The sequence below is a fragment of the Streptomyces sp. LUP47B genome, from assembly GCF_001746295.1.
Lineage (GTDB): Bacteria > Actinomycetota > Actinomycetes > Streptomycetales > Streptomycetaceae > Streptomyces.
Genome location: NZ_MJAH01000010.1, coordinates 26,996 through 52,828, shown reverse-complemented (window position 1 = coordinate 52,828; position 25,833 = coordinate 26,996). Strand labels below are relative to the sequence as shown.

At 69.7% G+C, this 25,833-nt stretch carries 25 protein-coding genes; 15 read left to right on the top strand and 10 right to left on the bottom strand.

Annotated elements, in window-relative coordinates:
* The first annotated feature begins 19 nt into the window (after window positions 1–19).
* Window positions 20–1,174, top strand: coding sequence for a right-handed parallel beta-helix repeat-containing protein (locus tag BFN33_RS28250; RefSeq protein ID WP_069762968.1), 1,155 nt, complete (start codon window positions 20–22; stop codon window positions 1,172–1,174).
* Between the two features lie 246 nt (window positions 1,175–1,420).
* Here the strand turns inward: BFN33_RS28250 and BFN33_RS28245 are convergent, their stop codons facing one another.
* Window positions 1,421–2,275, bottom strand: coding sequence for a hypothetical protein (locus BFN33_RS28245; protein WP_069762967.1), 855 nt, complete (start codon window positions 2,273–2,275; stop codon window positions 1,421–1,423).
* Entirely contained in the window at window positions 2,272–2,838 is a 567-nt protein-coding gene (locus tag BFN33_RS28240; RefSeq protein WP_069762966.1) for a SigE family RNA polymerase sigma factor, read from the bottom strand. The genes BFN33_RS28245 and BFN33_RS28240 overlap by 4 nt, the downstream gene beginning before the upstream one ends.
* A 235-nt stretch (window positions 2,839–3,073) precedes the next feature.
* Between BFN33_RS28240 and BFN33_RS28235 the strand changes: the two genes are divergently transcribed.
* On the top strand, window positions 3,074–4,477 hold the full coding sequence (locus BFN33_RS28235) for an NCS2 family permease (protein ID WP_069762965.1): 1,404 nt from the start codon (window positions 3,074–3,076) through the stop codon (window positions 4,475–4,477).
* 12 nt (window positions 4,478–4,489) lie between these two features.
* Here BFN33_RS28235 and BFN33_RS28230 read toward each other — a convergent pair whose 3' ends face one another.
* The 3 genes from BFN33_RS28230 to BFN33_RS28220 form a co-directional block, all read right to left on the bottom strand.
* Window positions 4,490–5,941, bottom strand: a complete 1,452-nt coding sequence (locus BFN33_RS28230) for a penicillin-binding protein 2 (protein WP_069762964.1) — start codon at window positions 5,939–5,941, stop codon at window positions 4,490–4,492.
* An 80-nt stretch (window positions 5,942–6,021) separates the two neighbouring features.
* Window positions 6,022–6,492: a GNAT family N-acetyltransferase gene (locus BFN33_RS28225; RefSeq protein ID WP_069762963.1), complete on the bottom strand. Its 471-nt coding sequence runs from the start codon at window positions 6,490–6,492 to the stop codon at window positions 6,022–6,024.
* A gap of 3 nt (window positions 6,493–6,495) precedes the next feature.
* Window positions 6,496–7,269 carry an IclR family transcriptional regulator gene (locus BFN33_RS28220; protein WP_007381154.1) on the bottom strand — a complete coding sequence of 258 codons (774 nt, stop codon included), beginning with the start codon at window positions 7,267–7,269 and terminating at the stop codon, window positions 6,496–6,498.
* Window positions 7,270–7,398: 129 nt separating this feature from the next.
* Here BFN33_RS28220 and BFN33_RS28215 point away from each other — a divergent pair, with 129 nt between their 5' ends.
* From BFN33_RS28215 to BFN33_RS28190, 6 genes are all read left to right on the top strand, one after another.
* A complete protein-coding gene (locus BFN33_RS28215; protein ID WP_079141048.1) occupies window positions 7,399–8,928 on the top strand; it encodes an aldehyde dehydrogenase (NADP(+)) in 1,530 nt (509 codons plus the stop codon).
* Window positions 8,929–9,096: 168 nt separating this feature from the next.
* Window positions 9,097–9,705: a DUF1349 domain-containing protein gene (locus BFN33_RS28210; RefSeq protein WP_069762961.1), complete on the top strand. Its 609-nt coding sequence runs from the start codon at window positions 9,097–9,099 to the stop codon at window positions 9,703–9,705.
* A 97-nt stretch (window positions 9,706–9,802) separates the two neighbouring features.
* A complete protein-coding gene (locus tag BFN33_RS28205) occupies window positions 9,803–10,528 on the top strand; it encodes a DsbA family oxidoreductase (RefSeq protein ID WP_069762960.1) in 726 nt (241 codons plus the stop codon).
* A 98-nt stretch (window positions 10,529–10,626) separates the two neighbouring features.
* Window positions 10,627–11,679: an aminotransferase class V-fold PLP-dependent enzyme gene (locus BFN33_RS28200; protein WP_069762959.1), complete on the top strand. Its 1,053-nt coding sequence runs from the start codon at window positions 10,627–10,629 to the stop codon at window positions 11,677–11,679.
* 58 nt (window positions 11,680–11,737) lie between these two features.
* Window positions 11,738–12,346: an RNA polymerase sigma factor gene (locus tag BFN33_RS28195; RefSeq protein WP_069762958.1), complete on the top strand. Its 609-nt coding sequence runs from the start codon at window positions 11,738–11,740 to the stop codon at window positions 12,344–12,346.
* Window positions 12,347–12,380: 34 nt separating this feature from the next.
* Window positions 12,381–13,379: a maleylpyruvate isomerase family mycothiol-dependent enzyme gene (locus tag BFN33_RS28190; RefSeq protein WP_069762957.1), complete on the top strand. Its 999-nt coding sequence runs from the start codon at window positions 12,381–12,383 to the stop codon at window positions 13,377–13,379.
* A gap of 17 nt (window positions 13,380–13,396) precedes the next feature.
* Here BFN33_RS28190 and thpD read toward each other — a convergent pair whose 3' ends face one another.
* The 5 genes from thpD to BFN33_RS28165 all read right to left on the bottom strand — a co-directional run bounded on the left by thpD (window position 13,397) and on the right by BFN33_RS28165 (window position 18,023).
* Window positions 13,397–14,290, bottom strand: a complete 894-nt coding sequence (gene thpD, locus BFN33_RS28185) for an ectoine hydroxylase (RefSeq protein WP_069762956.1) — start codon at window positions 14,288–14,290, stop codon at window positions 13,397–13,399.
* A gap of 8 nt (window positions 14,291–14,298) precedes the next feature.
* The gene (locus tag BFN33_RS28180; RefSeq protein WP_069762955.1) at window positions 14,299–14,709 is read right to left on the bottom strand and encodes an ectoine synthase; all 411 of its coding nucleotides are present in this window, start codon (window positions 14,707–14,709) and stop codon (window positions 14,299–14,301) included.
* 44 nt (window positions 14,710–14,753) lie between these two features.
* On the bottom strand, window positions 14,754–16,025 hold the full coding sequence (ectB, locus tag BFN33_RS28175) for a diaminobutyrate--2-oxoglutarate transaminase (protein WP_069762954.1): 1,272 nt from the start codon (window positions 16,023–16,025) through the stop codon (window positions 14,754–14,756).
* Window positions 16,026–16,054: 29 nt separating this feature from the next.
* Complete coding sequence (ectA, locus tag BFN33_RS28170; protein ID WP_069762953.1) at window positions 16,055–16,582, bottom strand: diaminobutyrate acetyltransferase; 528 nt, start codon at window positions 16,580–16,582, stop codon at window positions 16,055–16,057.
* A 340-nt stretch (window positions 16,583–16,922) separates the two neighbouring features.
* Window positions 16,923–18,023 (bottom strand): alanine--glyoxylate aminotransferase family protein, encoded by a 1,101-nt coding sequence (locus BFN33_RS28165; RefSeq protein ID WP_069763272.1) that lies wholly within the window; start codon window positions 18,021–18,023, stop codon window positions 16,923–16,925.
* A 175-nt stretch (window positions 18,024–18,198) separates the two neighbouring features.
* Between BFN33_RS28165 and BFN33_RS28160 the strand changes: the two genes are divergently transcribed.
* The 7 genes from BFN33_RS28160 (at window position 18,199) to BFN33_RS28130 (ending at window position 25,811) form a co-directional block, all read left to right on the top strand.
* Window positions 18,199–19,050 carry a transporter substrate-binding domain-containing protein gene (locus tag BFN33_RS28160; RefSeq protein ID WP_057618251.1) on the top strand — a complete coding sequence of 284 codons (852 nt, stop codon included), beginning with the start codon at window positions 18,199–18,201 and terminating at the stop codon, window positions 19,048–19,050.
* Window positions 19,047–19,880: an amino acid ABC transporter permease gene (locus BFN33_RS28155; RefSeq protein ID WP_057618250.1), complete on the top strand. Its 834-nt coding sequence runs from the start codon at window positions 19,047–19,049 to the stop codon at window positions 19,878–19,880. Before BFN33_RS28160 ends, BFN33_RS28155 begins: the two co-directional genes overlap by 4 nt.
* Window positions 19,877–20,659 (top strand): amino acid ABC transporter ATP-binding protein, encoded by a 783-nt coding sequence (locus BFN33_RS28150; RefSeq protein ID WP_069762952.1) that lies wholly within the window; start codon window positions 19,877–19,879, stop codon window positions 20,657–20,659. Before BFN33_RS28155 ends, BFN33_RS28150 begins: the two co-directional genes overlap by 4 nt.
* 253 nt (window positions 20,660–20,912) lie before the next feature.
* A complete protein-coding gene (locus tag BFN33_RS28145) occupies window positions 20,913–22,004 on the top strand; it encodes an amidohydrolase family protein (protein ID WP_069762951.1) in 1,092 nt (363 codons plus the stop codon).
* A 399-nt stretch (window positions 22,005–22,403) separates the two neighbouring features.
* On the top strand, window positions 22,404–23,258 hold the full coding sequence (locus BFN33_RS28140) for a sugar ABC transporter permease (protein WP_069762950.1): 855 nt from the start codon (window positions 22,404–22,406) through the stop codon (window positions 23,256–23,258).
* Window positions 23,255–24,142 (top strand): carbohydrate ABC transporter permease, encoded by an 888-nt coding sequence (locus tag BFN33_RS28135; RefSeq protein ID WP_069762949.1) that lies wholly within the window; start codon window positions 23,255–23,257, stop codon window positions 24,140–24,142. The genes BFN33_RS28140 and BFN33_RS28135 overlap by 4 nt, the downstream gene beginning before the upstream one ends.
* A gap of 31 nt (window positions 24,143–24,173) precedes the next feature.
* Window positions 24,174–25,811, top strand: coding sequence for an extracellular solute-binding protein (locus BFN33_RS28130; protein WP_069762948.1), 1,638 nt, complete (start codon window positions 24,174–24,176; stop codon window positions 25,809–25,811).
* Window positions 25,812–25,833 lie beyond the last annotated feature (22 nt).

Genomic DNA, 25,833 nt, shown 5'->3' with positions numbered 1-25,833 from the left:
CGAGGAAAGGAACGCCCCCGTGCGTCACAGCACCGGACGCCACCGGCGGACCCGCACGCTCTCCATCGGCGCGGCCGTCGCCGTCGCCGCGGGCGCGGGCGGCGTCCATCTCGGCCTGTCGGGCGGCGGGGCCGAGGCCGCGTCGACGACGGTCACCGTGTCCGGCACGGCGCAGTTGGAAGCGGCCGTGAAGAACGCCACCGCGGGGACGGTCATCGAGGTCCGCGCCGGTACGTACACCCCGTCGGCCACCCTCAAGTCCACGGCCGACGGCACGAGTTCGGCACGGATCACCTTGCGGGCACACAGCAGCGAGAAGGTGCGGATCGACGGGTCCAGGCTGCCCGCGGGGTCCTGGCTGGCCGGCATCTACGGCGACTACTGGACCGTCCAGAACCTCACCTTCCAGAACTCCCCGGCCCAGGGCTTCGTCGTCACCTCCTCCGTCGGTGGCGTCTTCAAGAACCTCGTCACCGCGAACAACGGGGACTCCGGGTTCACCCTGCGCGGCGACGGGACCAGCGACAACCTCGTGCAGAACCTGGACAGTCACGGCAACTACGACCCGGCCGGGCACGGGCAGAACGCCGACGGGATCGCCGTGAAGTTCGGGTCCGGCACCGGCAACCGGATCACGGGGGCGCGGCTCTACGACAACTCGGACGACGGGCTCGACCTGTGGCAGTTCTCCTCACCGGTCACCGTCGAGCACAGCTGGGCCTTCGGGAACGGCAGGAACCGGTGGGGGGACGGCGCCTTCGAGGGCAACGGCAACGGGTTCAAGCTGGGCGGCGGGGGCGTCACGGTGGCGCACCTCGTCAACTACAACGCGGCCTGGGACAACACGCTGAACGGGTTCACCGAGAACTCCAACACCGGGGCGATCGTGCTGAACCGCAACACGGCGTACTCCAACGGCGAGGCCGGGTTCTACTTCGCCACGGGCAAGGCCCGGTTGGCGCGGAATCTGGCGGTGGGCGACAAGGGCGGCTTGTCGAAGCGGGGTTCGGCCACGGTGTCCGCGGCGAACAACTGGGACCGCGGGGTGCCGACTCCGGCGTTCGGGTCGACGGATGCCGGCACGGCGTACGGCACCCGCGGGCCGGGTGGTTCGCTGCCCTCGACGGCCTTCCTGACCACCGGCTCCACCACCCTCGGCACCACGATGAACTGAGCGGGAACGTCGGAACGCCCCGCCTGTCGTCACGGGCGGGGCGTTCCTCGTGCCGGCCCGAGGGGGGCTCCAGCCGGCAGCTGCCGGCCGAGGGGGGCTCAGGCCGGCAGGTCCATGCAGTCGCACTACTAGGGACGTTGAAGATGACCGAATGGTTGTTCCCCCGGCATGAACTCGTGGTGAATGAGCGCGTGCCGGGCCGCGTGGGGGCCGTGGGGAATGGCCGAAGCCGGCGACTGAGCTAGGCTAGGAGTCCCCTTCGTCCGCCCCGTCGTCCTGGGCCGCGAAGTCGCCCTTCACGGCGAGGTCCCCGGACTTCGCGGTCGCCGTCGCGGTGTAGCCGTCGCCCTTCGCGTCCCGGCCGCCGCGTTCGTGGTTGTACTGCCCGGCGAACACCCACTCGCCCTTGGGGACCGTTCGGCCGTCCTTGAGCACCCAGGTGTAGACGAGGAAGCCGTCCTTCTCGGCGACCGTCAGGGTGAAGTCGTTCTCGGGCAGTGAGCGCCAGGCGCCGGTGTTGGTGACACCGCCGGTCTGTTCGATCCTCAACTCGACCGTGAGCGCGGTGAGTTGCTCGGAGGTCTTGAAGGTCAGATCGCTCTGCGCCCAGAACTCGTTGCTGTGCGGGTCCACCGAGCCGTCCGACCACAGCGGGCCGTCCTCGACGCCGGAAGCCTGCACCCCGGTGGAGGCGCTCGGCGAGTGCGAAGGCGTACCGCTCGGCTTCCCGGCCTTCTGCGTCGGGGTAGTGGTGCTCGGCGTCGGATCCGCCGGCGGGGCGGGCGGCCGGTTGGTCGCGTCGGGCGACGGGGTGGGCGTGCCCGTGGCCGCGACCGACGTCTGCGCGGGTGTCTCGTCCTTGACCGCGGACGCCACCGCGTAACCGCCGAGGCCCAGCACACAGGCGACCGCGGCCGTGGCGCTCACCACCCGCACCCAGCCGTAGACCGGTGGCCGGGTCGCCCGGTGGTCGGGGCGTCGCTGTTCCGACATGCCGCGCTCGATCCGGGCGAGGATCTGCTCGCGGTTCGGCTCGTGCGCCTTGGCCGCGTCCTGCAGCCGGGCGCGCAGTTCGCCGTGCACGTCCCGCCGCATGGTCATCGGTCCCTTCCTCCGGCCTCACTGGTGCGCGCCATCGCGGCGTGCACCTTCAGCGGAGCGTTCTGAGGGCCGAGCAGCCGCTGCAACTCGGCCATCCCCTTCGAGGTCTGGCTCTTCACCGTACCGACCGACACCCCCAGGGCCAGTGCGGTGTCCTTCTCCGAGAGGTCGAACGCGTGCCGCAGCACGACACACGCCCGCTTGCGGAACGGCAGCCTGCGCAGCGCCTCCTGGACGTCGACCACGCCCGCCACGTCGGGGTTGTCGACCTTCTCCTCGCGCTGGGACCAGAACAGGGCGATGCGCCGGCGCTCACGGACCGCGCTGCGGATACGGGTGCGGGCCAGGTTGGCGACCACTCCGCGCGCGTACGCGGCCGGGTGGTCGGCCGCGCGCACCCGGTCCCAACGGTGCCACAGCGCCAGCAGGGCGTCCGCCGCCAGATCGTCGGCGGCGTCCGACTCGCCGGTCAACAGATGTGCGAGGCGGGACAGTTCGGCATAGTGGCGTTCGAAGAAGGCGTGGAACTCCACGGAGGCGGCGTCGTCGACGACTGTGCCCACGGGCTCCCTCTCCTTTGCGTGTCATGTGAATGACATGTGATCGTCCGGGGGTGGCCGGGCGGAGATCCGGAAGCGTAGCAGTGATCGAGTACGTGTTTTCGTACGGTCCTTCGAACGATGTATGACGGGGCGGCCCCCGATTCCGTAACACGGGGAAAACCCGAAGCGCGTTCAACGCAGGAACAATCCAGCCAGCATCCGCAGACGATCATTCAGGCACCAGGGAGCATCGAGCATGTCCGTCGACCGGTACTTCAGGATCTCCGAGAGGGGATCCACCTTCGCCCGTGAGATACGCGGCGGCTTCGCCACGTTCTTCACGATGGCCTACATCCTTGTCCTGAATCCCATCATTCTCGGCAGCGCGAAGGACAAGTTCGGACACCAGTTGGATGCGGTGCAGTTGACCACCGCGACGGCTCTGGTGGCCGCGGTCATGACGATCATCATGGGCGTGGGCGGCAACCTGCCGCTCGCGCTCGCCGCCGGGCTGGGGCTGAACGCGGTCGTCGCCTTCCAGATCGCCCCGCTGATGAGCTGGGACGACGCGATGGGCCTGGTCGTCCTGGAAGGTCTGCTCATCTGTGTGCTGGTGGTCACCGGACTGCGGGAGGCCGTCATGCACGCCATTCCGCAACCGCTCAAGCAGGCGATCAGTGTCGGGATCGGGCTGTTCATCGCGTTCATCGGCTTCGTGGACGCCGGGTTCGTTAGCCGTATCCCCGACGCCGCGAACACCACCGTGCCGGTGCAGCTCGGGGGCACCGGCGCCCTCACCGGGTGGCCGATCCTGGTCTTCTGTCTCGGGGTGCTGCTGACGATCGGGCTGCTCGCGCGCAAGGTCAAGGGCGCGATCCTGATCAGCATCGTGACCATGACGGTCCTCGCGATGATCATCAACTCCGTCGCCGACATCAAGGCCTGGGGGCTCACGACACCGGCGTGGCCCGACAAGGTCGTCGACACCCCCGACTTCGGACTGATCGGTCACTTCAGCCTGTTCGGTTCCTTCAGTGCGCCCGGCGTGGGGATCGTCACCGTCGTCCTGCTCATCTTCACGCTGATCCTGTCCGACTTCTTCGACACGATGGGCACGGTCGTCGGAATCACCGCGGAGGCGGGGCTGCTGGACGAGGAGGGCAAGGTGCCCAACCTCGGCCGGGTGCTGCTGATCGACGGGGCGGCGGCGGTGGCCGGTGGCGCGGCGTCCGCGTCCTCCGCCACGTCGTACATCGAGTCGGCAGCGGGGGTCGGCGAGGGCTCGCGCACCGGGTTCTCGAACCTGGTCACCGGTGGGCTGTTCGGCCTGGCGCTGTTCCTGACGCCGCTGCTGACCATCGTCCCGCTTCAGGCCGCCGCTCCCGCCCTGGTCGCCGTGGGCTTCCTGATGATGACGCAGGTCAAGCACATCGACTGGGACAGGTACGACATCGCGATCCCGGCGTTCCTGACCATCGCCGTGATGCCGTTCACCTACTCGATCACCAACGGCATCGGGGCCGGCTTCCTGGCGTACGTCGTGATCAAGGTGGTGCTGGGGAAGGCCAAGGAGATCCACTGGCTGTTGTGGGCCACCTCGGCGCTGTTCCTCGTGTACTTCGCGATCGACCCGATCGAGCAGATCCTCGGCGCCAAGTAGCCACCGGACGCCTCAGTTCTTGAGAGCCGCCTCCATCACGGCCTTGGCCACGGGGGCGGCCAGCCCGTTGCCGCTCACCTCCGAGCGGGCCGCGTTCGACTGCTCCACGACCACCGCCACGGCGACCTCCTTGCCGTCGGCCTTTCCGTAGGACGTGAACCAGGCGTACGGCGTCTGGCTGTTGTTCTCGCCGTGCTGGGCCGTGCCCGTCTTGCCTCCCACGGTGACGCCGTCGATCAGGGCGTTGGTGCCGGTGCCCTTCTCCACCACCGTCTGCATCGCCGACTGGAGTTGTTCCGCAGTGTCGGAGCTGACGATCCGCTCGGTGCCCGCCTCGTCGTCGTAGTTCTTCAGGACGTCGCCGCCGCTGTCGGTGATCGTCGAGACCATGTGGGGCGTCACCAGCTTGCCGCCGTTGGCTATGGCAGCGGAGACCATGGCCATCTGGAGGGGGGTGGCCGTGACGTCGTACTGGCCGATACCGGTCAGGGCCGTCGAGGACCTGTCCATGCCGGACGGGTAGACGCTCTCGTAGGCCCGCACCGGGACGTCCTGCGTGGCGTCGTTGAAGCCGAACTTCTCGGCCATCGCCTTCACCTTGTCCTGGCCGAGGTCGACGGCCATCTTCGCGAAGACGTTGTTGCAGGAGTACTGCAGCGCGGTGCGGATCGTGGCGTTCTCGCAGGGCGCGGAGGTGTTCTCGTTCGCCAGTTCCCTGGTCGTGCCCGGCAGGGTGTACGGGTCCGGGCTCACGGTCTTCTCGTCCACCGAGGAGTAGAGGCCGTCCTCCAGCGCGGCCGAGGCCACGACCAGCTTGAACGTCGAGCCGGGCGGCAGCGGCTGGCGCAGCGCACGGTTGGTCAGCGGCTTGTCGGAGTCCGCGTTGAGCTGCTTCCAGGCACTGCCAGCGGTGTTGGCGTCCGTCAGCGAGGACGGGTCGTACGACGGCGTCGACACGACCGCCAGGATCTTGCCCGTCGCCGGGTCGATCGCGACGGCCGCGCCCTTCTTGTCGCCGAGCGCGTCGTACGCCGCCTTCTGCACGGCGGGGTCGATCGTCGTGATCACATCACCGGGCTCGGCCCGCTGGTTGGTGACCGTGTCCATGACGGTCTTCAGCCGGCTGTCCGTGCCGTTGAGTAGGTCGGCGTAGATGCCCTCCAGCTGGGTCGGGGCGTAGGCCTGCGAGGCGTAGCCCGTCACCGCCGCGTACAGCTTGCCGTTCGTGTACGTCCGCTTGTACGTGAGGTCGCTGTCCGTCACCCTCTCGGAACCCGTGACCGCTTTTCCGGCCACGATGATGTTCCCGAGCGGCGAGGAGTACGTCTCGATCGCGTTCCGCCGGTTGTCGTTGTCGTCCGCGAGTGCCTGGCCCTCGTAGAACTGCACCCAGGTCGCTCGGATCAGCAGAGCGAACACCAGGAGCAGCGCGAAGACCGATGCGCGCCTGATCGTCTTGTTCATCCCACTCAGAAGACGATCAACGGCGGACGAATCGTTCCCGAACGTCCGCGTTTCTCATCGGACGTTCATCTACGGCGGTGTCACGCGTCCAGCGTGAGCACGAACTCGTCGATCTCCGCCCCGCGCGCCTGGGCGTACCCGGACGCCTGAGCGGCCACCCGGAATCCGCACTTCTCCAGGACGCGCAGGGAGCCGGTGTTGTCGGCGGCCGCGCGGGCGTACAGGGGCCGCTCGGGCACCTGGACGATCAGCTCCCGCAGCGCCGCCGTGGCGATGCCGCGCCCCCAGTAGGCGCGGTCGATCCAGTACGTCACCTCGCGCTCGCCCGGTTCGCCGTACACGGCGGCGCTGCCCACCACGTCCCCGTCGGCCAGGATCGTGCGCTGCACGTCCGCCGAGGCCCGGATCCGTTTCCAGTGGGCGTCGAAGGCGTCCCGGTCGGCCGGGTCCTTCGGGGTGAAGGCCGCCATGTGCAGGGCCTCTGGGTCGTTCATCTGCCGGAAGAACACCGGCAGATCGCTGTCATGGACTTCGCGGAGAACGATCTGCATGCCTCAGAGCCTACGGGTGGCCAGTGTCAGCCGGTCCCGCGCGTCGAACAGCGCGTCCTTCACCATCTGTTCATGGGCCGGGGTCAGCCGCGCCACCGGTACCGAGCAGCTGATCGCGTCCCGCGCGGGCGTGCGGTACGGGATGGCGACGCCGAAGCAGCGCAGCCCCAGCGTGTTCTCCTCGCGGTCCACGGAGAAGCCCTGCTCCCGGATCTGGTGCAGCTCCTCGATGAGCTTCTCGCGGTCGGTGATCGTGTGCTCGGTGAGAGCGGGCAGGGTCTCGGGCAACATCTTGCGGACCTGCTCGTCGGAGTACGTGCTCAGCAGCGCCTTGCCGAGGGAGGTGGAGTGCGCCGGGAGCCGGCGGCCCACTCTCGTGAAGGGCCGCAGGTAGTGCTGCGACTGCCGGGTGGCGAGGTAGACGACGTTCGTGCCGTCCAGACGTGCGAGGTGGATGGTCTCGGTGGTGTCGTCGGAGAGCCGGTCCAGCGTCGGCCGGGCCGCCGCGACCACCTCGTCGCCGTCGATGTAGGAGGTGCCGACGAGCAGTGCCCGCACCCCGATGCCGTACCGCGTGCCCGTCGCGTCGGTCTCCACCCAGCCCAGCTCGACCAGCGTGCGCAGCAACATGTAGAGACTGGACTTGGGGTACCCGACGGCCTCCTGGACCGCCGCGAGGGAGTGCATGCCGGGACGTCCGGCGAAGTATTCGAGCAGTTCAACCGTCCGTACCGCGGACTTGACCTGTGACCCGCCGCCCGTCTCGCCAGCCGACATCGCCCTTGACCCTTCGTTCGACGGGAACCCAGATATATAGTCTCCAACAGCATATTCACCATCAGGGACAGCGTTCAGCATATCGAACGGTCCTGGTGGCTGACCCAGATACACGTGGAGGGACCCGCGGTGGCAGCAGCACCAGTCTGGAGTGTCGACCCCCGAACCGGGAAGCAGCGCGAGCAGGTTGCGGTGGAGGCCACGGCCCAGGAGGTGGACACCGCCGTCCGCGCCGCGCACGACGCGCGGGCGTCCCTTGCCGACCGCACCGTCCGCGCGGCCTTCCTGCGCACCGCCGCCGACCGGCTCCAGGACTCCAAGGACCACCTTGTCGAAGCCGCCGACGCCGAGACCGCGCTGGGCCCGGTCCGGCTGACCGGCGAGCTCGCCCGCACCAGCTACCAGCTGCGGGCCTTCGCCGACATCGTCGACGAGGGCGAGTTCCTCGGCGTGGTGATCAACCACCCCGACGACACCGCCACCCCGCCGATCCCGGACCTGCGCCGCTACAAGGTGCCCCTCGGCGTCGTCGCCGTCTACTCGGCCTCCAACTTCCCCTTCGCCTTCTCGGTCGCCGGCGGCGACACCGCGAGCGCGCTCGCGGCCGGCAACCCCGTCGTCGTCAAGGCCCACCCCGACCACCCGGGCCTGTCCGAGCTGGTCGCGTCCGTGCTGCGCCGGGCCGCCGCCGAGCACGGCATCCCCGCGGGCGTGGTCGGTCTCGTCCACGGCTTCGAGGCCGGCCTCGAGCTGATCAAGCACCCGCTGGTCGCGGCCGCGGGCTTCACCGGTTCCGTGAAGGGCGGCCGTGCCCTGTTCGACGCGGCGGCCGCGCGGCCGGTGCCGATCCCGTTCCACGGCGAGCTGGGCTCCCTGAACCCCGTCGTGATCACCGAGGAGGCGGCGGCCGAGCGCGCGGAGGCCATCGGCGCCGGGCTCGCGGGCTCCATGACCCTCGGCGTCGGCCAGTTCTGCGTGAAGCCGGGCCTGGTCCTGGTGCCGTCCGGCGCGGCGGGCGACGGCCTGCTGAAGTCCCTGACCGACGCCGTCAGCGACACCGACGCGGGTGTCCTTCTCGACCACCGCATGCGGGACAACTTCGTCGCCGGGGTCGCCGAGCGCGGGGAGCTTCCCGAGGTCGAGTCGCCGGTGACGCCCGGAGCGGGCGGAGAGCACACGGTGAGCGCGGGCTTCCTCACGGTGGCGGCGGAGAAGCTGACCACCGAGGGGGCGTACGACCTGCTCCTGGAGGAGTGCTTCGGTCCGGTGACCGTGGTGGCCCGCTACGAGGACGACGACGAGGCGCGGGCCGTGCTGTCCCGGCTCCCGGGCAACCTCACCGCGACGGTCCACCTGTCGGCGCAGGAGGCCGCGGGCGAGGGGCGGGGCGCCGAGATCCTGGCGGAGCTGACGCCGCTGGCCGGCCGGGTCCTGGTGAACGCCTGGCCGACGGGCGTGGCCGTGGCCCCGGCCCAGCAGCACGGCGGCCCGTACCCGGCGACGACGTCCACGTCGACGTCGGTGGGCGGTACCGCGATCGAGCGCTGGCTGCGCCCGGTGGCGTACCAGAACACGCCGGAGGCCCTGCTCCCGCCGGAGCTGAGGGACGACAACCCGCTGGGCCTGCCCCGCCGTTTCAACAACCGTCTGGAGCGCTAGGGCCTCCGGCGGATCAGGCCGACTTCACGCGACGGTGCCTGATCAGTGCGGGTGAAGGGGTCTGGCCCGCAGATGTGTGTGCCAGGCCCCGCGACGTCGGCATGATCTGCCGGCCAGGCCCTGGCACCCGAGGCCCGGGCGCGGAGAGGGAGCTGGAAAACTCTGAGGATGGACGTCGAACTTCCCGAACTCCCTTTCTCTCTCCGCACCTACGGTCCCGACGGGCACTGGGCCCACGAGGACGGCATCCTCTCCGGGTGGGCCGGCCCCCGGCAGGACCGGTTCGTGCCGCCCACCGGGGAGTCCCTGGACCCCGCCGCCGACGCGCCGCGGCTGCTCGGTGCCCCCGAGGGGGACTTCCAGCTGATAGCCCGCGTCACCGTGGGCTTCAACGGTTCGTTCGACGCGGGCGTGCTCTACGTCCATGTCGGCGAGCGGGCCTGGGCCAAACTCTGCCTGGAGAACTCCCCGGACGTGCCCACCGTCTGCACGGTCGTCACCCGCGGGCACTCCGACGACTGCAACTCCTTCACCGTGGACGGCAGTTCGGTGTGGCTGCGGGTCAGCCGCACCGGCCGCGCCTTCGCCTTCCACGCCTCCCGCGACGGCAAGCACTGGACCTTCGTCCGCCTCTTCACCCTGGGCGACGAGAAGGAGACCGACGCGGCCCTGATCGGCTTCATGGCGCAGTCACCGATGGGGGAGGGGTGTGTGGTGACGTACGACCACATCGAGTACCGGCCCGAGTGGCCCGCCGACCTGCGCGACGGACGCTGAGCGAAGAGGGGGCGGGGGGAATGGAACCCGCTGCTTGAACGTTCACCCAACCGGCGGAGGGAGTCTCCGCAGCCGTCCGACCTGGAGAGAGCCGTACATGCGCGTCGAGATCTGGAGCGACATCGCCTGCCCCTGGTGCTACGTGGGCAAGGCCCGCTTCGAGAAGGCGCTGGCGGCCTTCCCGCACCGTGACGGCGTCGAGGTCGTCCACCGGTCGTTCGAGTTGGATCCCGGGCGGGACAAGGCCGACGTGCAGCCCGTCCTCGCGATGCTCAGCAAGAAGTACGGCATGAGCGAGGCCCAGGCCCAGGCCGGCGAGGAGAACCTCGGCGCCCAGGCCGCCGCCGAAGGCCTCGCCTACCGGACCCGGGACCGCGACCACGGCAACACCTTCGACCTGCACCGGCTTCTCCACCTCGCCAAGGAACAGGGCCGGCAGGACGAGCTCGTCCAGATCTTCTACCGGGCCAACTTCGCCGAGGAGAGGTCCTTGTACACCGAGGGCGACGAGCGCCTCGTGGAGCTCGCTGTGGAGGCCGGCCTGGACGCCGACGAGGTCCGCAAGGTCCTCGCCGACCCCACCGCCTACGCCGACGACGTCCGCGCCGACGAGCGCGAGGCCGCCGAGCTCGGCGCCAACGGCGTGCCCTTCTTCGTCCTGGACCGCACGTACGGCGTCTCCGGGGCCCAGCCCGCCGAGGTCTTCACCCAGGCCCTCACCCAGGCCTGGGGCAACCGCTCCCCACTGAAGCTGATCGACCAGGGCGACACCTCCGCCGAGGCCTGCGGTCCCGACGGATGCGCCGTGCCCCAGCAGGGCTGACAAACGCGCAGGCCGGCGCGGACGTATAAGCGTTCCTTGGCGAAACCACGTAGAAAATCGCAATGGACCGAGAGGTCTCCCGGCCCCACAGTGGACCCATGGAGACCTTCGAGAGCCTCGTCCGCGCCGAGTTCGCCCCGAAGAACACCTTCCTCAACACCGCGAGCAGCGGCCTGCTCCCCGCACGCACCGTGACCGCCCTCCAGGAGGCCGCGCTGATCCGCGCCGAGGGCAGGCCGCTGGACCCGCTGTTCCAGGACGTGGAGCTGTCCCGCGCCGCGTTCGCCAGGCTCGCCGGCGTCCCGGTCACCCGGGTCGCGGCGGGACCGTCCGTCTCCACCTTCTCGGGCCTGGTCGCCGCCTCGCTGCCCCCGGGCGCCGAAGTCCTCACCGCCGAGGACGACTTCACCTCCGTCGTGAACCCCTTCCACACCCGCGGTGACCTGAAGGTGCGCATCGTGCCGCTGGAACGGCTCGCCGACTCCGTCCGCCCCGGCACCGCCCTCGTCGCGGTCAGCGCCGCCCAGTCCGCCGACGGCCGGATCGCCGACCTGCCCGCCCTGCGGGAAGCGGCCGGGAATCACGGAGCCCGCACCTACGTCGACTTCTCGCAGGCCGCGGGCTGGCTCCCGGTGGACGCGCGGTCGTACGACTACACCGTCTCCACCACCTTCAAGTGGCTGCTCGGCCCGCACGGCGCGGCCTTCCTCGCCGTGCCGGAGGACTTCGGCGACCTGAAGCCGGTCCTCGCCGGCTGGGTCGCGGGGGAGATCCCGTGGGACAGCTGCTACGGCCCCGTCGCCGAACTGGCCCACTCCGCCCGGCGGTTCGACGTCAGCCCGGCCCTGTTCACCTACACGGGCACCCGCCGCTCCCTCGAACTCCTGGAGGAGCTCGGCGTGGACGCCGTACGCGCCCACGACCTCGCCCTCGCGGACCGCTTCCGTACGGGACTCGCCACCCTCGGCCACGCACCGCTGCCGGCCCCCGGCTCGCCGATCGTGTCCGTGCCCGGACTCGGCGGACGCCAGCCCGAACTGAGCGCGGCGGGCATCGAAGTGTCCAACCGTGCCGGTAACCTGCGCGCCTCCTTCCACCTCTACAACACCGCCGCCGATGTCGACCGCCTCCTGGACGCCCTGTCTGCCTGAACCGCTGGCGCCGCGCCGCCCGGGACGCTAGGAAGGGGCGTCAAGGGGTGGTGGTGCCGTGGAGTCCACGGACGGGACGACGTCCGTACAGCAACCCGCAGACGCGGAGCTGCACCGGCGGCTGGTGTACGGCGACGAGTCCGCGCTGGCCGAGGCGTACGGAGCGTACGGCGGGCTGGTGCGGGCGGTCGCGGTGCGCGTGACCCGCAGCGGGGCCGCGGCCGAGGACGTGGCACAGGAGGTCTTCGCGCAGCTGTGGAGCAGACCGTACGCCTTCGACGCGCGCCGGGGCAGCCTGCGTACCTGGCTGTCGCTGCTGGCGCACCGGCGGGCCGTGGACTGGGTGCGCAGCGAGGCCCGGCACCGCAAGGACGCCCGCGCCGACGACCTGGCCCTGCACGGCATCCCGGACGCCTCTCCCGGCCCCGCCGACGCGGTCGTCGACCGGGAGCGAGCCCTCCTGTTGCACACCGCCCTCGCCGAACTCCCGCAGCCACAAAGGGAGGTGGTTCACCTCGCCTACTTCGCGGGCCGCACCTACCGGCAGGCCGCCGTCGAGCTCGGCATCCCCGAGGGCACCGCGAAGACCCGGCTGCGCACCGCCCTGCGCGCCCTCGCGGAGACTTTGGCCGACCCACCCGACCCGGCGTGTGAAGAGGGCGCATGATGGCGGCAGGGAAAGACAGGGAAGGGGGCGAGCGGTGACCGATCACGACGACGTACGCCACCTGCTGGCCGCCTGGGCCTTCGGCGCCCTGGAACCGGCCGAGGAGCGGCTGGTCCCAACGCATCTGGCCGAGTGCGAGAGCTGCGCGACGGAGGCGGAACGGCTCCGCGCGACCGTACGGCTGCTGGACGGCCCGCCGCTCGACGAGCCGCCGTCCCCCCTCGACACCCTTCTCACCGGCGCCCTCCGCGTCCGCCCCGCGCCGCCCCGAGTGGCCCGGCACGCCGCCCCCTACGCGGCCGCCGTCGCCGGGCTCGAGGCGCTGCTGCCCGAACTGCCGGGGCGCTGGTCGACGCCCGTCGTGCACGACTGGGACGTGCACGCGACGGTCGCCCATCTGCTGGCCGCCGACGAACATCTGGCCCTGCGGCTCGGGATCGACGCCCGGGTGCCGGGCGCGCGGATCGACGAGGACGCGGACTGGGCGGACGCCTGGGAGAGGCGTACCGCCGAGGTGATCGCCCATGAGCACGGCCGTACGCCCGAGGAGACCGTCGCCGCCTGGTCCGCCCAAACCGCCGCGCTCCTCGGCACCCCCTATGCCCGCGATCCCGAACTCGCCGCCGGAACAACCCTGTTGATGGGCCTGAGGCTGCCCGTCACCGCGCACTTCCTGGCGCGGGCCTTCGAGGCGTGGATCCACACCGACGACATCGGCCGCGCCCTGGGCCTGGCCGTGCCGCCGCCGCCCGAGGAGCACCTGGGGCAGCTGGTCGGGCTGGCCGTCCGCGTTCTCGGCACCGTCCTCGGGGCCGAGGCGCCCCCGGTGCTGTTCGCCGTCAGGGGCGGCGAGGAGTGGGTCCTGGGTTCGCACAGCGATCCCGTGGCCGCCGAACTCACCCTGGATGCCGTGGACTTCTGTCTGCTGGTCGGCGGGCGGTACGCGCCGGACACGGTTCCCCGGGACAGCACGGGCGACGCGGCCGCCGTACGGAACGTACTGGAGCGGGCCGCGTCGCTGTCGTGGCTGTGAAGATCAACCCGTAGGGGTCACTTCACCGGCGTGAAGTCCCGCGCGCCAATGAACTCCGGCCGCCGGATGGGCGCCGCGAACGGCTCCACGGCCTGGTTCTCCACGCTGTTGAACACGATGAACACGTTGCTGCGCGGGAACGGCGTGATGTTGTCGCCGGAGCCGTGCATGCAGTTGCAGTCGAACCAGGTCGCCGAACCGGCCTTGCCCGTGAACAGCTTGATGCCGTACTCCGAGGCCATCGCGGTCAGCGCCTCGTCCGAGGGCGTGCCGGCGTCCTGCATCTGCAGCGACTGCTTGTAGTTGTCCTTCGGGGTGGCCCCCGCGCATCCGAGGAAGGTGCGGTGGGACCCCGGCATGATCATGAGGCCGCCGTTGGTGTCGTAGTTCTCGGTCAGCGCGATCGAGACGGACACCGTCCGCATGTTCGGCAGGCCGTCCTCGGCGTGCCAGGTCTCGAAGTCGGAGTGCCAGTAGAAGCCACTGGCCCCGAAACCGGGCTTGACGTTGATCCGCGACTGGTGGACGTAGACGTCGGAGCCGAGGATCTGCCGGGCCCGGCCGACGACCCGCTCGTCACGCACCAGCTTCGCGAACACCTCGCTGATCTTGTGCACCTCGAAGACCGAGCGGATCTCCTTGGACTTCGGCTCGATGATCGAGCGTTCGTCCGCGCGGATGTGCGGGTCGGTGACGAGCCGCTCCAACTCACGCCGGTAGACGGGGACTTCGTCCGGGCCGATGATCTGGTCGACGGCGAGGAAGCCGTCGCGCTCGAACGCCTCCAGCTCGCCCGTGGCGATCGGTCCCGGCGCGCCGGGGGCCGACCAGACGACCGGGTCCTTGCGGGGCGTCGACACCTCGGTGGCGCCGCGGCTGGGATAGAGATCGGTGACGGTGGTGGTGGTCATGGGTGCGGTCACACCTCCTCGGATTCGGGTTCGGTGAGCAGCGGGTAGACGCCGTTCTCGTCGTGGTCCTCCCGGCCGGTCACGGGCGGGTTGAACACACAGATGCAGCGGAAGTCCTCCTTGACCCGCAGTGTGTGCCGCTCGTGACCGTCCAGCAGGTACATGGTCCCGGGCGTGATCGAGTGCGTCAGCCCGCTCTCGTGGTCGGTCAGCTCGGCCTCGCCCTCGACGCAGACGACGGCCTCGATGTGGTTCGCGTACCACATCGACGTCTCCGTACCCGCGTACAGGATCGTCTCGTGCAGTGAGAAGCCGACCCGCTCCTTGGCGAGCACGATGCGCTTGCTCTCCCAGGTGCCGGACGCTGCCCTCACATGCCGGTCGGTGCCTTCGATGTCCTTGAAAGAACGGACGATCACGGTGCTGCGATGCCTCCTACGTAGACGGTGGTTCAGACGGTGGTTCAGACGGTTTCGCGTACGGAACGGGCGAGGATGCTGAGTCCCTCGTCCAGTTCCTCGGGGGTGATCGTGAGTGCCGGAAGCAGCTTCACGACCTCGCTCTCGGGGCCCGACGTCTCGATGAGCAGCCCGAGTTCGAAGGCGCGGTGCGCCACCCGTCCGGCGCGCTCCTTGTCGTGGAACTCCATGCCCCACACGAGCCCGCGCCCGCGGTACTCCTTCACGTCGGCCAGGTTCTCCTCGGTGATGGAGATGAGCCCCTGCTCGACCTGTTCGCCGCGCTTGCGGGTCTGCTTCTCCATCGCGGACCCGTCCGCCCAGTACTGCTCCAGGGTGGCGGTGGCCGTGACGAAGGCGGGGTTGTTGCCGCGGAAGGTGCCGTTGTGCTCGCCGGGCTCCCAGATGTCCAGCTCCGGCTTGAACAGGCAGAGCGACATCGGAAGGCCGTAGCCGCTGATGGACTTGGACACGGTGACGATGTCCGGCGTGATGCCCGCCTCCTCGAAGGAGAAGAAGGCACCGGTACGCCCGCAGCCCATCTGGATGTCGTCGACGATGAGCAGCATGTCCTGCCGCTCGCACAGCGCGGCGAGCGCCTGCAGCCACTCCCGGCGGGCCACGTTGATGCCGCCCTCGCCCTGCACGGTCTCGACGATCACGGCGGCCGGCTTGTTGAGGCCCGAGCCCTGGTCCTCCAGGAGCCGCTCGAACCACAGGAAGTCCTCGACGGTGCCGTCGAAGTAGTTGTCGAACGGCATCGGCGTGCCGTGCACCAGCGGGATACCGGCGCCCGCCCGCTTGAAGGCGTTGCCGGTGACGGCAAGGGAGCCCAGCGACATCCCGTGGAAGGCGTTGGTGAAGGACACGATGGCCTCGCGCCCCTTGACCTTCCGGGCGAGTTTGAGCGCCGCCTCCACGGCGTTGGTCCCCGTCGGGCCCGGGAACATGACCTTGTACGGCAGGTCGCGCGGTCGCAGCACGAGGTCCTGGAAGGTCTGGAGGAAGGCGCGCTTGGCGGTGGTCGACATGTCGAGCCCGTGCGTGACGCCGTCGCGCTCCAGGTAGTCGATCAACGCCCGTTTCAGCACGGGGTTGTTGTGGCCGTAGTTCAGTGAACCGGCGCCGGCGAAGAAGTCCAGGTACGCGTGGCCGTCCTCGTCGTACATGCGGCTGCCCTGCGCGCGGTCGAAGACGGTGGGCCAGCCGCGGCAGTAGCTGCGCACCTCGGACTCGAGGGTCTCGAAGACGCTGAGGTCGGGCTGGGTGATGGTCACGACGAATCGCTCCTCGGGTGCGTGGGGGGTCAGGCGGAGGGAGTGGCGGAAGCGGGGGAGAGGGGACCGATGCGGTAGAGGACCTCGGGGTCGTGCGGCCCGTCGGGGAACAGGCTCGTGTCGAACAGCACCTCGCGCTCCAGGCCGGCGCCACGGCGTTCGGCGAACGCCGTGAAGAGCCGCTCGGAGGCGGTGTTGCCCGGTGTGATGGTGGTCTCGACGGTGGTCAGCCCGCGCTCGGCGGTAAGCCGGGCGGTCAGTCCGTCGAGCAGGGCGGCGGCGAGTCCGCGGCCGCGGTACGCCGAGTCCACCGCCACCTGCCAGACGAGCAGGGTGCCGGGCCGCTCCGGGCGGACGTACCCGGTGACGAAGCCGATCGGCTCCCCGCTGTCGTTGCGTGCGACGGCCGACGTGGCGGCGAAGTCGCGGCACCACAGCAGATAGCTGTACGACGAGTTCAGGTCGAGAACCTCGGAGTCGCGGGCGATCCGCCACAGTGCGGCTCCGTCCGCGACCGTCGGCCGGTCGATTTGCAGGTCTGCTTGTGCGGCAGTCATGCGAATTGAATTTACCGAGGGAAATTTAAAATTGCATCGCCGGGCGGGGTTACGTGCGAGCGCTCCATGTGTTATCACGCGGGCGCGCGCCGACGCGCAAGAAGTGACCGGTATGTACGATTACGCCCGGCAAATAAGGGGCAAATTGATCACGATGTGTAACGCGTCACAAGCATGTAACCCCCACGAGATCTACCCGAATTCAACCGCTTCGCGTTCGCAGAATCTTTGCGTTTAGGTTGAGGGAAAGCGGGCAGAAGAAGACGGGAAGCTATTCTCTGATAAACCCCGGAATTACTCCGCCAATTATGCACCCGTTAATGGAAAAGCCGGCCGAGGGTTACCGCCACGCGTCTTCCGCCGCGCGCAGCGCGGCTTCCACGTCCACCGCGAGCCCCTTCTCCCGCAGTGCCGCGCCCAGTGCCGCCAGACTCGCCCGCACGGCCCCCCGGGTCGCGTCCACCCCGTAGTGGTTGACCCGGATCATCTCCTTGGCCAGCGCGCCGCCCCCCGCGGCCAGCGGCAGCGCGGGGTCGGACGCCAGTGCCCGGGCGACGAGTTCCGACGCCACCAGGCCGGAGGTGGACCGCAGTGTCGTGGCGACGGGTGCGGCCTCGCGGTTCTCGTGTACATAGGGCTCCAGGCCGGCGCCCAGCGCCCGCACCCCCGCCCGCGTCGCCGCGGCGGCGGCCCGGTGCCGGCCCATCACCGCCTCCAGCCCGTCCGCCTCGATCCGCTCCACGCACGCCTCCAGCGCCAGCATCTCCAGCTGCGCCGGAGCGTGCAGCAGGACCTTCCGGCCGCCGTCGATCCAGCGCTCCTTCCAGTCGAGCAGCGAGAGATACGACCGCCGCGGCGCCGCCGGATTCGCGGCCATCCGGGCCCACGCCCGCTCGCTCACCGACACCGCCGACACGCCGGCCGGTCCGCCCATCGCCTTCTGCGCCCCGATCACGCACAGGTCCACACCCCACGCGTCCGGCAGCACCGGCTCGGCCCCCACGGAGGCGACCGCGTCCAGATAGAAGAGAGCACCCTGCCGCCGTACGACCTCACCGATCTCCGCGACCGGATTGGTGTTGCCGGTCGCGGCCTCCGCGTGCACCAGCGACACGAAGTCGATCGCCGGGTGCTCCTCGAACGCCGCGGAGATCTGCTCGGCCGTCACCGCCGTGTGGAACGGCACCGCCAGGTCGATCACCGTCGCACCGCAGTCCCGCAGCCAGTTCCCGAAGGTCTGCCCGTACGGACCGGTGATGACGTTCAGCGCGGTCGTACCCGGACCTGCGGTGGAGCGGATCGCCCCCTCCAGTGGCAGCAGCGCCTCGCCCTGCATGATCACGACGTCCTGCTCGGTGCGCAGCAGCCGCGCCACGCGGTCCTCGATCGAGGCGAACTGTGCCGCGCCGAGCGGGGCCAGATCCAGGAAGGGGTGCGTCACGACGGTGCTCTCTTCGCTCACTGGGGTAGACGTGAACGAGCGTAACCGTTCCCCACCACCCCCCGACGACCGGCGACTTCCTAGGCTCAACGGCCTCGAAACCATCGGTTTGGTTTGAGAGACTCAAACCTTTCCTTATAATCGGAACCCACAGTTCCCCCACAGGAGGCCTTCCGTGAACACCCTCTCCGGGCGCCGGACCCGCGTCCTGGCCGCCACCACCGCGACGGCCGGGCTCCTGCTCGTCGCCGCCTGTACCTCCAGCGACGACGGCGGCAGCGGTTCCAAGACCGCCGCGGGCGGGGTCGAACTGGTCAAGGGCGGACAGCTCACCACCTGCACCCACCTGCCCTACCCGCCCTTCCAGTCGGAGATCGACGGCAAGGTCCAGGGCTTCGACGTCTCGCTCATCGACCTGGTCGCCAAGGACCTGGGCGTGAAGCAGGAGATCCTCGACACCCCCTTCGAGAACTTCAAGACCGGCGCCTTCCTCAACTCCGGTTCGTGCGACCTGGCCGCGGCCGGCATGACCATCACCGAGGAGCGCAAGAAGAACGTCGACTTCTCCGACCCCTACTTCGACGCCACCCAGGCACTCCTGGTCGCCAAGGGCAGCGGGATCTCCTCGCTCGCCGACGCCAAGGCGAAGAAGGTGCAGCTCGGCGCCCAGGCGCAGACCACCGGCGAGGACTACGTCAAGAGCCAGGGCTTCGACCCGGTCTCCTTCGAGTCCTCCGACGCCGTCCTGAGCGGTCTGCGCTCCGGCCAGGTCAAGGCCGTCGTCATCGACTACCCGGTCGTCCAGGGCTGGCTCAAGAACAAGGCCAACGCCGACGCCTTCCAGGTCGCCGACAACATCAACACCGGTGAGCAGTACGGCTTCACGGTGAAGAAGGGCAACACCAAGCTGCTGGCCGCCGTCAACAAGGCGCTCGCGGACGCCAAGGCCGACGGCACGTACAAGAAGCTCTACGAGAAGTGGATCGGCCCGTACGACGAGTCGGCCGCGTCTCCCTCCGCCTCATGACCGCGACCGACACGCAACTCCAGCCTCGCAAAAAGGGCCTGACCCGACGTCAGAAGCGCAGCCTGTCCCGTGGCGTCCAGTACGTCGTCTTCGTCGGCGTCGTGGTCGCCTTCGCGGTGTCGGCGGACTGGGGGCGGCTGAAGAACCAGTTCGCGCAGGCGGACATCGCCGACCAGATGTTCCCGGACGTCATCACCCTGGCGCTGAAGAACACCGTGCTCTACACGCTGTCCGGCTTCGTCGTCGGACTCGTCCTCGGCATGGTCATCGCGCTGATGCGGCTGTCGTCGGTGGGCCCGTACCGCTGGTTCGCCGGTGTCTACATCGAGATCTTCCGCGGTCTGCCCGCGCTGCTGATCTTCATCTTCATCGGCGTGGCCGTACCGCTCGCGTTTCCCGGTACGGAGATCATCGGCGGCACGTACGGCAAGGTCGCCCTGGCGCTCGGTCTGGTCGCGGCGGCGTACATGGCGGAGACGATCCGCGCGGGCATCCAGGCGGTGCCCAAGGGGCAGATGGAGGCGGCCCGTTCGCTGGGCTTCTCACCGGCCCGCGCGATGGTCTCGATCATCATTCCGCAGGCGTTCCGGATCATCCTCCCGCCGCTGACCAACGAGTTGGTGCTCCTGTTCAAGGACTCCTCCCTCGTGCTGTTCCTCGGCGTCACCCTGGAGGAGCGCGAACTGTCCAAGTACGGCCGCGACCTGGCCAGTACGACCGCCAATTCCACGCCGATCCTCGTCGCGGGGCTGTGCTATCTGCTGGTGACGATCCCGCTCGGGTTCGTGGTCCGCCGTATGGAGGCCAAGGCCCAGGAGGCCGTGAAATGACCGTTGGGACGAGCCGGCCGGAGATCGAAGTACGCGGCCTGCACAAGTCGTTCGGCACCAACGAGGTCCTCAAGGGCATCGACCTGGAGATCGGCCAGGGCGAGGTCGTCTGTGTGATCGGGCCGTCCGGCTCGGGCAAGTCGACGCTGCTGCGGTGCGTGAACCTCCTGGAGGAGCCCACGAAGGGCCAGGTCTTCGTCGGCGGCACCCAACTCACCGACCCCGACGTCGACATCGACGCCGTACGCCGTCGTATCGGCATGGTCTTCCAGCAGTTCAACCTGTTCCCGCACCTCACGGTGACCGAGAACCTCACACTGCCGCAGCGCAGGGTCCTGAGACGGGACAAGGCGCGGGCGGCGAAGGTGGCCGCCGAGAACCTGGAGCGCGTGGGCCTGGCGGAGAAGGCGGACGCCTACCCCGCCTCCCTCTCCGGCGGACAGCAGCAGCGGGTCGCGATCGCCCGCTCGCTGTCCATGGGGCCCGAGGTGATGCTCTTCGACGAGCCGACCTCGGCCCTGGACCCGGAACTGGTGGGCGACGTCCTCGCGGTCATGCGGATGCTCGCCCGGGAGGGCATGACGATGATGGTCGTCACCCACGAGATGACCTTCGCCCGTGAGGTCGCCGACCGGGTCGTCTTCATGGACGACGGCATGATCGTCGAGGACGGCACCCCGGCCCAGGTGATCGGCGCCCCGCGCCATGAACGCACCCGCCACTTCCTCTCCCGGCTCCTCGACCCCGCGATGGCCGACGTGGAGGAGGACGGCGACTGAAAAGGGCCTGCCATCGCCTGTCCCGCCACGCCGGACGACCCTGGAGCGGCATCGCCTCCCTGGCCGCGCACGCCGACGCAAGGGCCTGGGGGGCTTGACGCCTTCGAGCCGCGTCCCTTCCTGACCTGGACGGTCCGCCGGGGCGGACCCGCCCTCGGCGTCGGGGCGGCGGTCCTCTTCGACGTCCACCAGCTCGCCTTCGAGGGACCACCACCCTGGGAGCAGTGACCCCCCGCTGGCTAGGGTGCGGTGCATGAACGATCGCGCGGTGCTGCACGTGAAGGGCCGGGTCCTGGCCGGGCCCGAGGACGTCCGGGACGAGCTGTGGGTGGTCGACGGGCGGATCTCCTACGACCGCCCCGTCGCCGCCCGTGACATCCGTACGGTGTCGGGCTGGGCGCTGCCCGGTCTGGTGGACGCCCACTGCCATGTGGGCCTGGGCCCGCACGGCCCGGTCGACCAGGACGTGGCCGAGAAGCAGGCGCTGGCCGACCGGGAGGCCGGCACCCTGCTGATCCGCGACGCCGGGTCGCCCTCCGACACCCGTTGGGTGGACGACCGCGAGGACCTGCCGAAGATCATCAGGGCCGGCCGGCACATCGCCCGCACCCGCCGCTACATCAGGAACTTCGCCTGGGAGATCGAGCCCGCGGACCTCGTCGCGTACGTCGCCCAGGAGGCCCGGCGGGGTGACGGCTGGGTCAAGCTGGTCGGCGACTGGATCGACCGCGAGGTGGGCGACCTGGCCCCCAGCTGGCCCCGGGAGGCCATCGAGGCGGCGATCGCGGAGGCCCACCGCCTGGGCGCCCGGGTCACCGCGCACTGCTTCGCCGAGAACTCCCTGACGGACCTGGTCGAGTCGGGCATCGACTGCGTCGAACACGCGACGGGCCTCACGGACGACCTGATCCCGCTGTTCGTCTCCCGGGGCGTCGCGATCGTGCCGACCCTGGTCAACATCGCGACCTTCCCGAAGCTCGCGGACGGCGGCGAGTCCAAGTTCCCCCGCTGGTCCGCCCATATGCGCCGACTCCACGAACGCCGCTACGACACCGTACGGAACGCCTACGACGCCGGCATCCCGGTCTACGTCGGCACGGACGCGGGCGGCACCCTCCCGCACGGCCTGGTGGCGGCGGAGGTCGCGGAACTGGTGACGGCCGGCATCCCCCCGCTCCAGGCCCTGTCGGCGACGACATGGGGTGCCCGGAAGTGGCTGGGACGCCCCGGCCTTGACGAGGGCGCCGCCGCGGACCTGGTGGTCTACGAACAGGACCCGCGCACGGACGTACGCGTGCTGGCGAACCCGCTCCAGGTCGTGCTGAACGGCCGGGTGGTGCAGTAGGCCCCGGCCGACATCCGACGCGTCACCTTTGGCACCGGGCACCCGAAGTTCAGGGCGGGGGCTGACCGGGTTCGGGTGCGGGCCGGTGGGGGCGGCCGTTGTGCGCAGTTCCCCGCGCCCCTGAATGCCTGCGGCGGATCCGACATCCGGCGTCCCTCGCCATGTGGCCGTCGTGAGCGTCCTCCTGGCCCGCCGCCCGTAGCCGAATGAGAGCGTTTTCATTCGCGGTCACGCTCAGTACATCGCTCTGACCTGCGTAAACTTCCCAGCTTTGTCAGAACTGTTGACCCATGCATGAAAGCGCTTTAACTTCCTCTTCGGTCTGAGCCACCAGGAAGAGGGAGAGCCTTGGCAGTCGTCCGACGAAAACGCTTTCAGAGCCGAGCCCTTTTCCTGCTGATGCTGCCCGGCCTCGCCTACTTCCTGCTGTTCCACTACGGCGCGCTGGTCGGCAACGTCATCGCGTTCAAGGAGTACGTCCCCTTCGACGGCCTGTGGGGCAGCCCCTGGACCGGACTCGGCAACTTCCGGCGGATGTTCGAGGACACCGCGTTCTGGGACGCGGTGCTCAACACCGTCTGGATCGCCGTCCTCCAGCTGGTGTTCTACTTCCCGGTCCCGCTCGGCCTCGCCCTGCTGCTGCACAGCCTCACCCGGAGCAGCGTCCGCCGGTTCGTGCAGTCGGTCGCCTATCTCCCGCACTTCATCTCGTGGGTGATCGTCGTCGCGCTGTTCCAGCAGCTGCTCGGCGACACCGGACTGCTCAACTCAGGCCTGGACGGCATGGGGTTGCACACCGTCGACATCATCGGCAACCCCGACGCCTTCAAGCCGCTCGTCGTCGCCCAGGTCATCTGGAAGGACGCCGGCTGGGGCACGATCATCTTCCTCGCCGCCCTCGCCCAGGTCGACGAGCAGCAGTACGAGGCCGCCGCGATCGACGGAGCGGGCCCCTGGCGGCGCTTCTGGCACGTCACCCTGCCCGCCATCCGCCCGGTGATCGTGCTGCTGCTCATCATGCGGCTCGGCGACATCCTCTCGGTCGGCTTCGAGCAGATGCTGCTCCAGCGCGACGCGGTGGGCCCCGAGGCCTCCGAGATCATCGACACCTTCGTCTACTACCAGGGCATCGTCGGCGGCGACTACGGATTCGCCGCCGCCGCGGGCCTGTTCAAGGGCGTCATCGGCGCCCTCCTCGTCTACGCCGCCAACAAGGTCGCCCACCGCCTCGGTGAACAGGGGGTCTACAAGTGAGTGCCCAGGCCCGTCCGGGATGGATGGAGAAACCGAAGCCGGTGACGCAGGCCGCGAAGGCGGTGGCCCTCGCCGTCGTCGTGCTGCTGGTCTGCGTGCCGTTCCTCGTCATCGTGTCGACCTCGCTCGCCTCCACCGAGGAGGTCGTCGACAACGGGGGCTGGGTGCTGTGGCCCACCGATCCCTCGCTCAGGGCCTATCGCGACATCCTCGACGGCGGCATCGTCACCCACGCACTGGGCGTCAGCGTCGGCGTCACGGTCGTGGGAACCCTGCTGAGTCTGCTGTGCACGGTCACCCTCGCCTACGCCCTCGCCCGCCCCGGGGTCTTCGGCGGCCGGCCGGTACTCCTCCTGGTCCTGTTCACCTTCCTCTTCCCACCCGGCATGATCCCGAGCTTCCTGCTGGTCAAGGAGCTGGGCCTGCTGGACAGTTACGCCTCGCTGGTCCTGCCCGTCCTGGTCAACGTCTTCAACCTGGTCGTCCTGCGCGGCTTCTTCCAGGGCATCCCGGACGAGCTCTACGAGGCCGCGCGCCTCGACGGGGCGGGGGACCTGCGGGTGCTGGTCTCCGTCGTACTGCCGCTGTCCAAGGCCGCGTTGGCCGTCGTGGGGCTCTTCTACGCGGTGGCCTACTGGAACTCCTGGTTCTACGCCTCCCTCTACCTGGAGAGCGACCACTGGCCCCTCCAACAGGTGCTGCGCACCTACGTGGTGGCCGGTTCCGGGCTCACCGACGCCACCACCGGCGAGGGCACCGTCACCGCCCCGCAGACCGTGCAGATGGCGGTCCTCGTGATCGCCACCGTGCCGATCCTGCTGATCTACCCCTTCCTCCAGAAGTACTTCACCAAGGGCGTGCTCACCGGCGCCATCAAGAGCTGACCGACCCAAGCCGACACGAGGTGATTCACCCATGCCCAGCCTGTCCCGACGCACCCTGCTGCTGTCCGCGGCGGCGGTCTCCGTCTCCGGTGCGCTGACCGCCTGCTCCACCGGCTCCGGCGACAGCGACGTCTCCAACGCGGGCAAGAAGCTGGCCCCCTGGCCCGCGTACAAGGCCGCGAGCGGGCCCAAGCCGGACCTCGCCCCCACCGAGGCGGGCGTCCAGGCCGGATACACCGCCTATCCCGCCGACCTCGTCAAGTCCGTCTCCCGCACCCCCGGCGACGGCTCGACCGTCAAGGTCATGTCGGTGTCCTTCGGCACCCCGCCCAAGCCGGCCTCGGCCAACCGCTTCTGGGCGGCCGTCGAGAAGGCGCTGGGCGTGAAGATCGAGTACACGATCGTCTCCCAGGCCGACTACCAGAAGAAGATGGCCACGGTGATGGCGGGCGACCCCGACACCCTGCCCGACATCATCAACCTGTTCTCCGGCTTCGTCCTGCCCCGCGAGGCGGAGTTCGTGCAGCGCCGGGCCGAGGACCTCACGCCGTATCTCTCCGGCGAGGCGATCAGCGCCTACCCGAACCTGGCCGGGATCCCCACCCACGCCTGGCAGGACATGGGCCGCGTCGGCGGCCGCATCTACGGCATCCCGCTCGAACGCCCGCTGCCCGGCTCCACCCTCTGGCTCAACCAGGGCATGTTCACCGACGCCGGCATGAAGGAGGGCTGGACCTCCGAGGACTTCGCCGCCGTCGCCCAGCGGGCCACCAGCGGCCGCACCTACGGGCTCGGGGCCGCCAACGGCTCCCTGTTCGGCAACGCCGTGCACGCCGCCGCCCACCGCGCGCCGAACGAGTGGGCCGTCACCAAGGACGGCACCTTCCGGCACTGTGCCGCCGACGAACGCTACAAGGCGGCCATCGCCTACCAGGCCCGGCTCCGCAAGAGCGGCTCCTACTACCCGGACTCGACGTCCGTCTCCCAGATCGACCTCACCACGCTCTACTACAACGGCACCGTCGGCTCCATGCAGGACGGCTTCGGCGCCTACCTCCCCAAGTACCGCGAGTCGCAGGGCAAGCTGACCCCGGCCGCGGCCCTCCCGTACAGCGTGGACGGTGAGCCCGGCGGAATCGTCGCCGCCCGCCGCTCCTTCGGCTACACCGTCCTGAAGAAGGCCAACAAGGAGCGGGTCGAGCTCCTCCTGCGCATCCTCGACTACCTCGCCGCCCCCTTCGGCAGCCAGGAGTGGGAGCTCGTCCACTACGGCGTCGAGGGCACCCACTTCACCCGCGCCAAGGACGGCTCGCCCGAGCCCACCAAGCTCGGCGAGGTCGAGAACAACACCAACCTGCCGCTGAAGTACCTCGCCGAAGGCCCGCAGGTGCTGTTCGTGCCGGGCATGCCCGATGCCGTACGGGCCCTGCACTCCTGGCAGCGAAAGGTAGTGCCGTACGCCATCCGCAACGCCTCCAACGGCCTGCAGTCCCGCACCAAGAACGCCCAGGGCACCACGCTCAAGGCGATGCTCGACGACGCCGTCACCGGGATCGTGGCCGGACGGCTGCCGCTGTCGGAGTGGGACGCGGTGGTCAAGAAGTGGCGTGCCCAGGGCGGCGACAGAATGGCCGGGGAGTTCGCGAAGGACTACGCGGCCAATACGTGAGGCGCCGCCGGTGGAACAGGAG

Excerpts from the sequence above, each read along its gene's own strand:
- BFN33_RS28245 (WP_069762967.1), bottom strand. The coding sequence starts at position 2,275 with ATGACCATGCGGCGGGACGTGCACGGCGAACTGCGCGCCCGGCTGCAG.
- BFN33_RS28235 (WP_069762965.1), top strand. The coding sequence starts at position 3,074 with ATGTCCGTCGACCGGTACTTCAGGATCTCCGAGAGGGGATCCACCTTC.
- BFN33_RS28230 (WP_069762964.1), bottom strand. The coding sequence starts at position 5,941 with ATGAACAAGACGATCAGGCGCGCATCGGTCTTCGCGCTGCTCCTGGTG.
- BFN33_RS28225 (WP_069762963.1), bottom strand. The coding sequence starts at position 6,492 with ATGCAGATCGTTCTCCGCGAAGTCCATGACAGCGATCTGCCGGTGTTC.
- BFN33_RS28220 (WP_007381154.1), bottom strand. The coding sequence starts at position 7,269 with ATGTCGGCTGGCGAGACGGGCGGCGGGTCACAGGTCAAGTCCGCGGTA.
- BFN33_RS28210 (WP_069762961.1), top strand. The coding sequence starts at position 9,097 with ATGGACGTCGAACTTCCCGAACTCCCTTTCTCTCTCCGCACCTACGGT.
- BFN33_RS28205 (WP_069762960.1), top strand. The coding sequence starts at position 9,803 with ATGCGCGTCGAGATCTGGAGCGACATCGCCTGCCCCTGGTGCTACGTG.
- BFN33_RS28200 (WP_069762959.1), top strand. The coding sequence starts at position 10,627 with ATGGAGACCTTCGAGAGCCTCGTCCGCGCCGAGTTCGCCCCGAAGAAC.
- thpD (WP_069762956.1), bottom strand. The coding sequence starts at position 14,290 with ATGACCACCACCACCGTCACCGATCTCTATCCCAGCCGCGGCGCCACC.
- ectA (WP_069762953.1), bottom strand. The coding sequence starts at position 16,582 with ATGACTGCCGCACAAGCAGACCTGCAAATCGACCGGCCGACGGTCGCG.
- BFN33_RS28155 (WP_057618250.1), top strand. The coding sequence starts at position 19,047 with ATGACCGCGACCGACACGCAACTCCAGCCTCGCAAAAAGGGCCTGACC.
- BFN33_RS28150 (WP_069762952.1), top strand. The coding sequence starts at position 19,877 with ATGACCGTTGGGACGAGCCGGCCGGAGATCGAAGTACGCGGCCTGCAC.
- BFN33_RS28145 (WP_069762951.1), top strand. The coding sequence starts at position 20,913 with ATGAACGATCGCGCGGTGCTGCACGTGAAGGGCCGGGTCCTGGCCGGG.
- BFN33_RS28140 (WP_069762950.1), top strand. The coding sequence starts at position 22,404 with ATGCTGCCCGGCCTCGCCTACTTCCTGCTGTTCCACTACGGCGCGCTG.
- BFN33_RS28130 (WP_069762948.1), top strand. The coding sequence starts at position 24,174 with ATGCCCAGCCTGTCCCGACGCACCCTGCTGCTGTCCGCGGCGGCGGTC.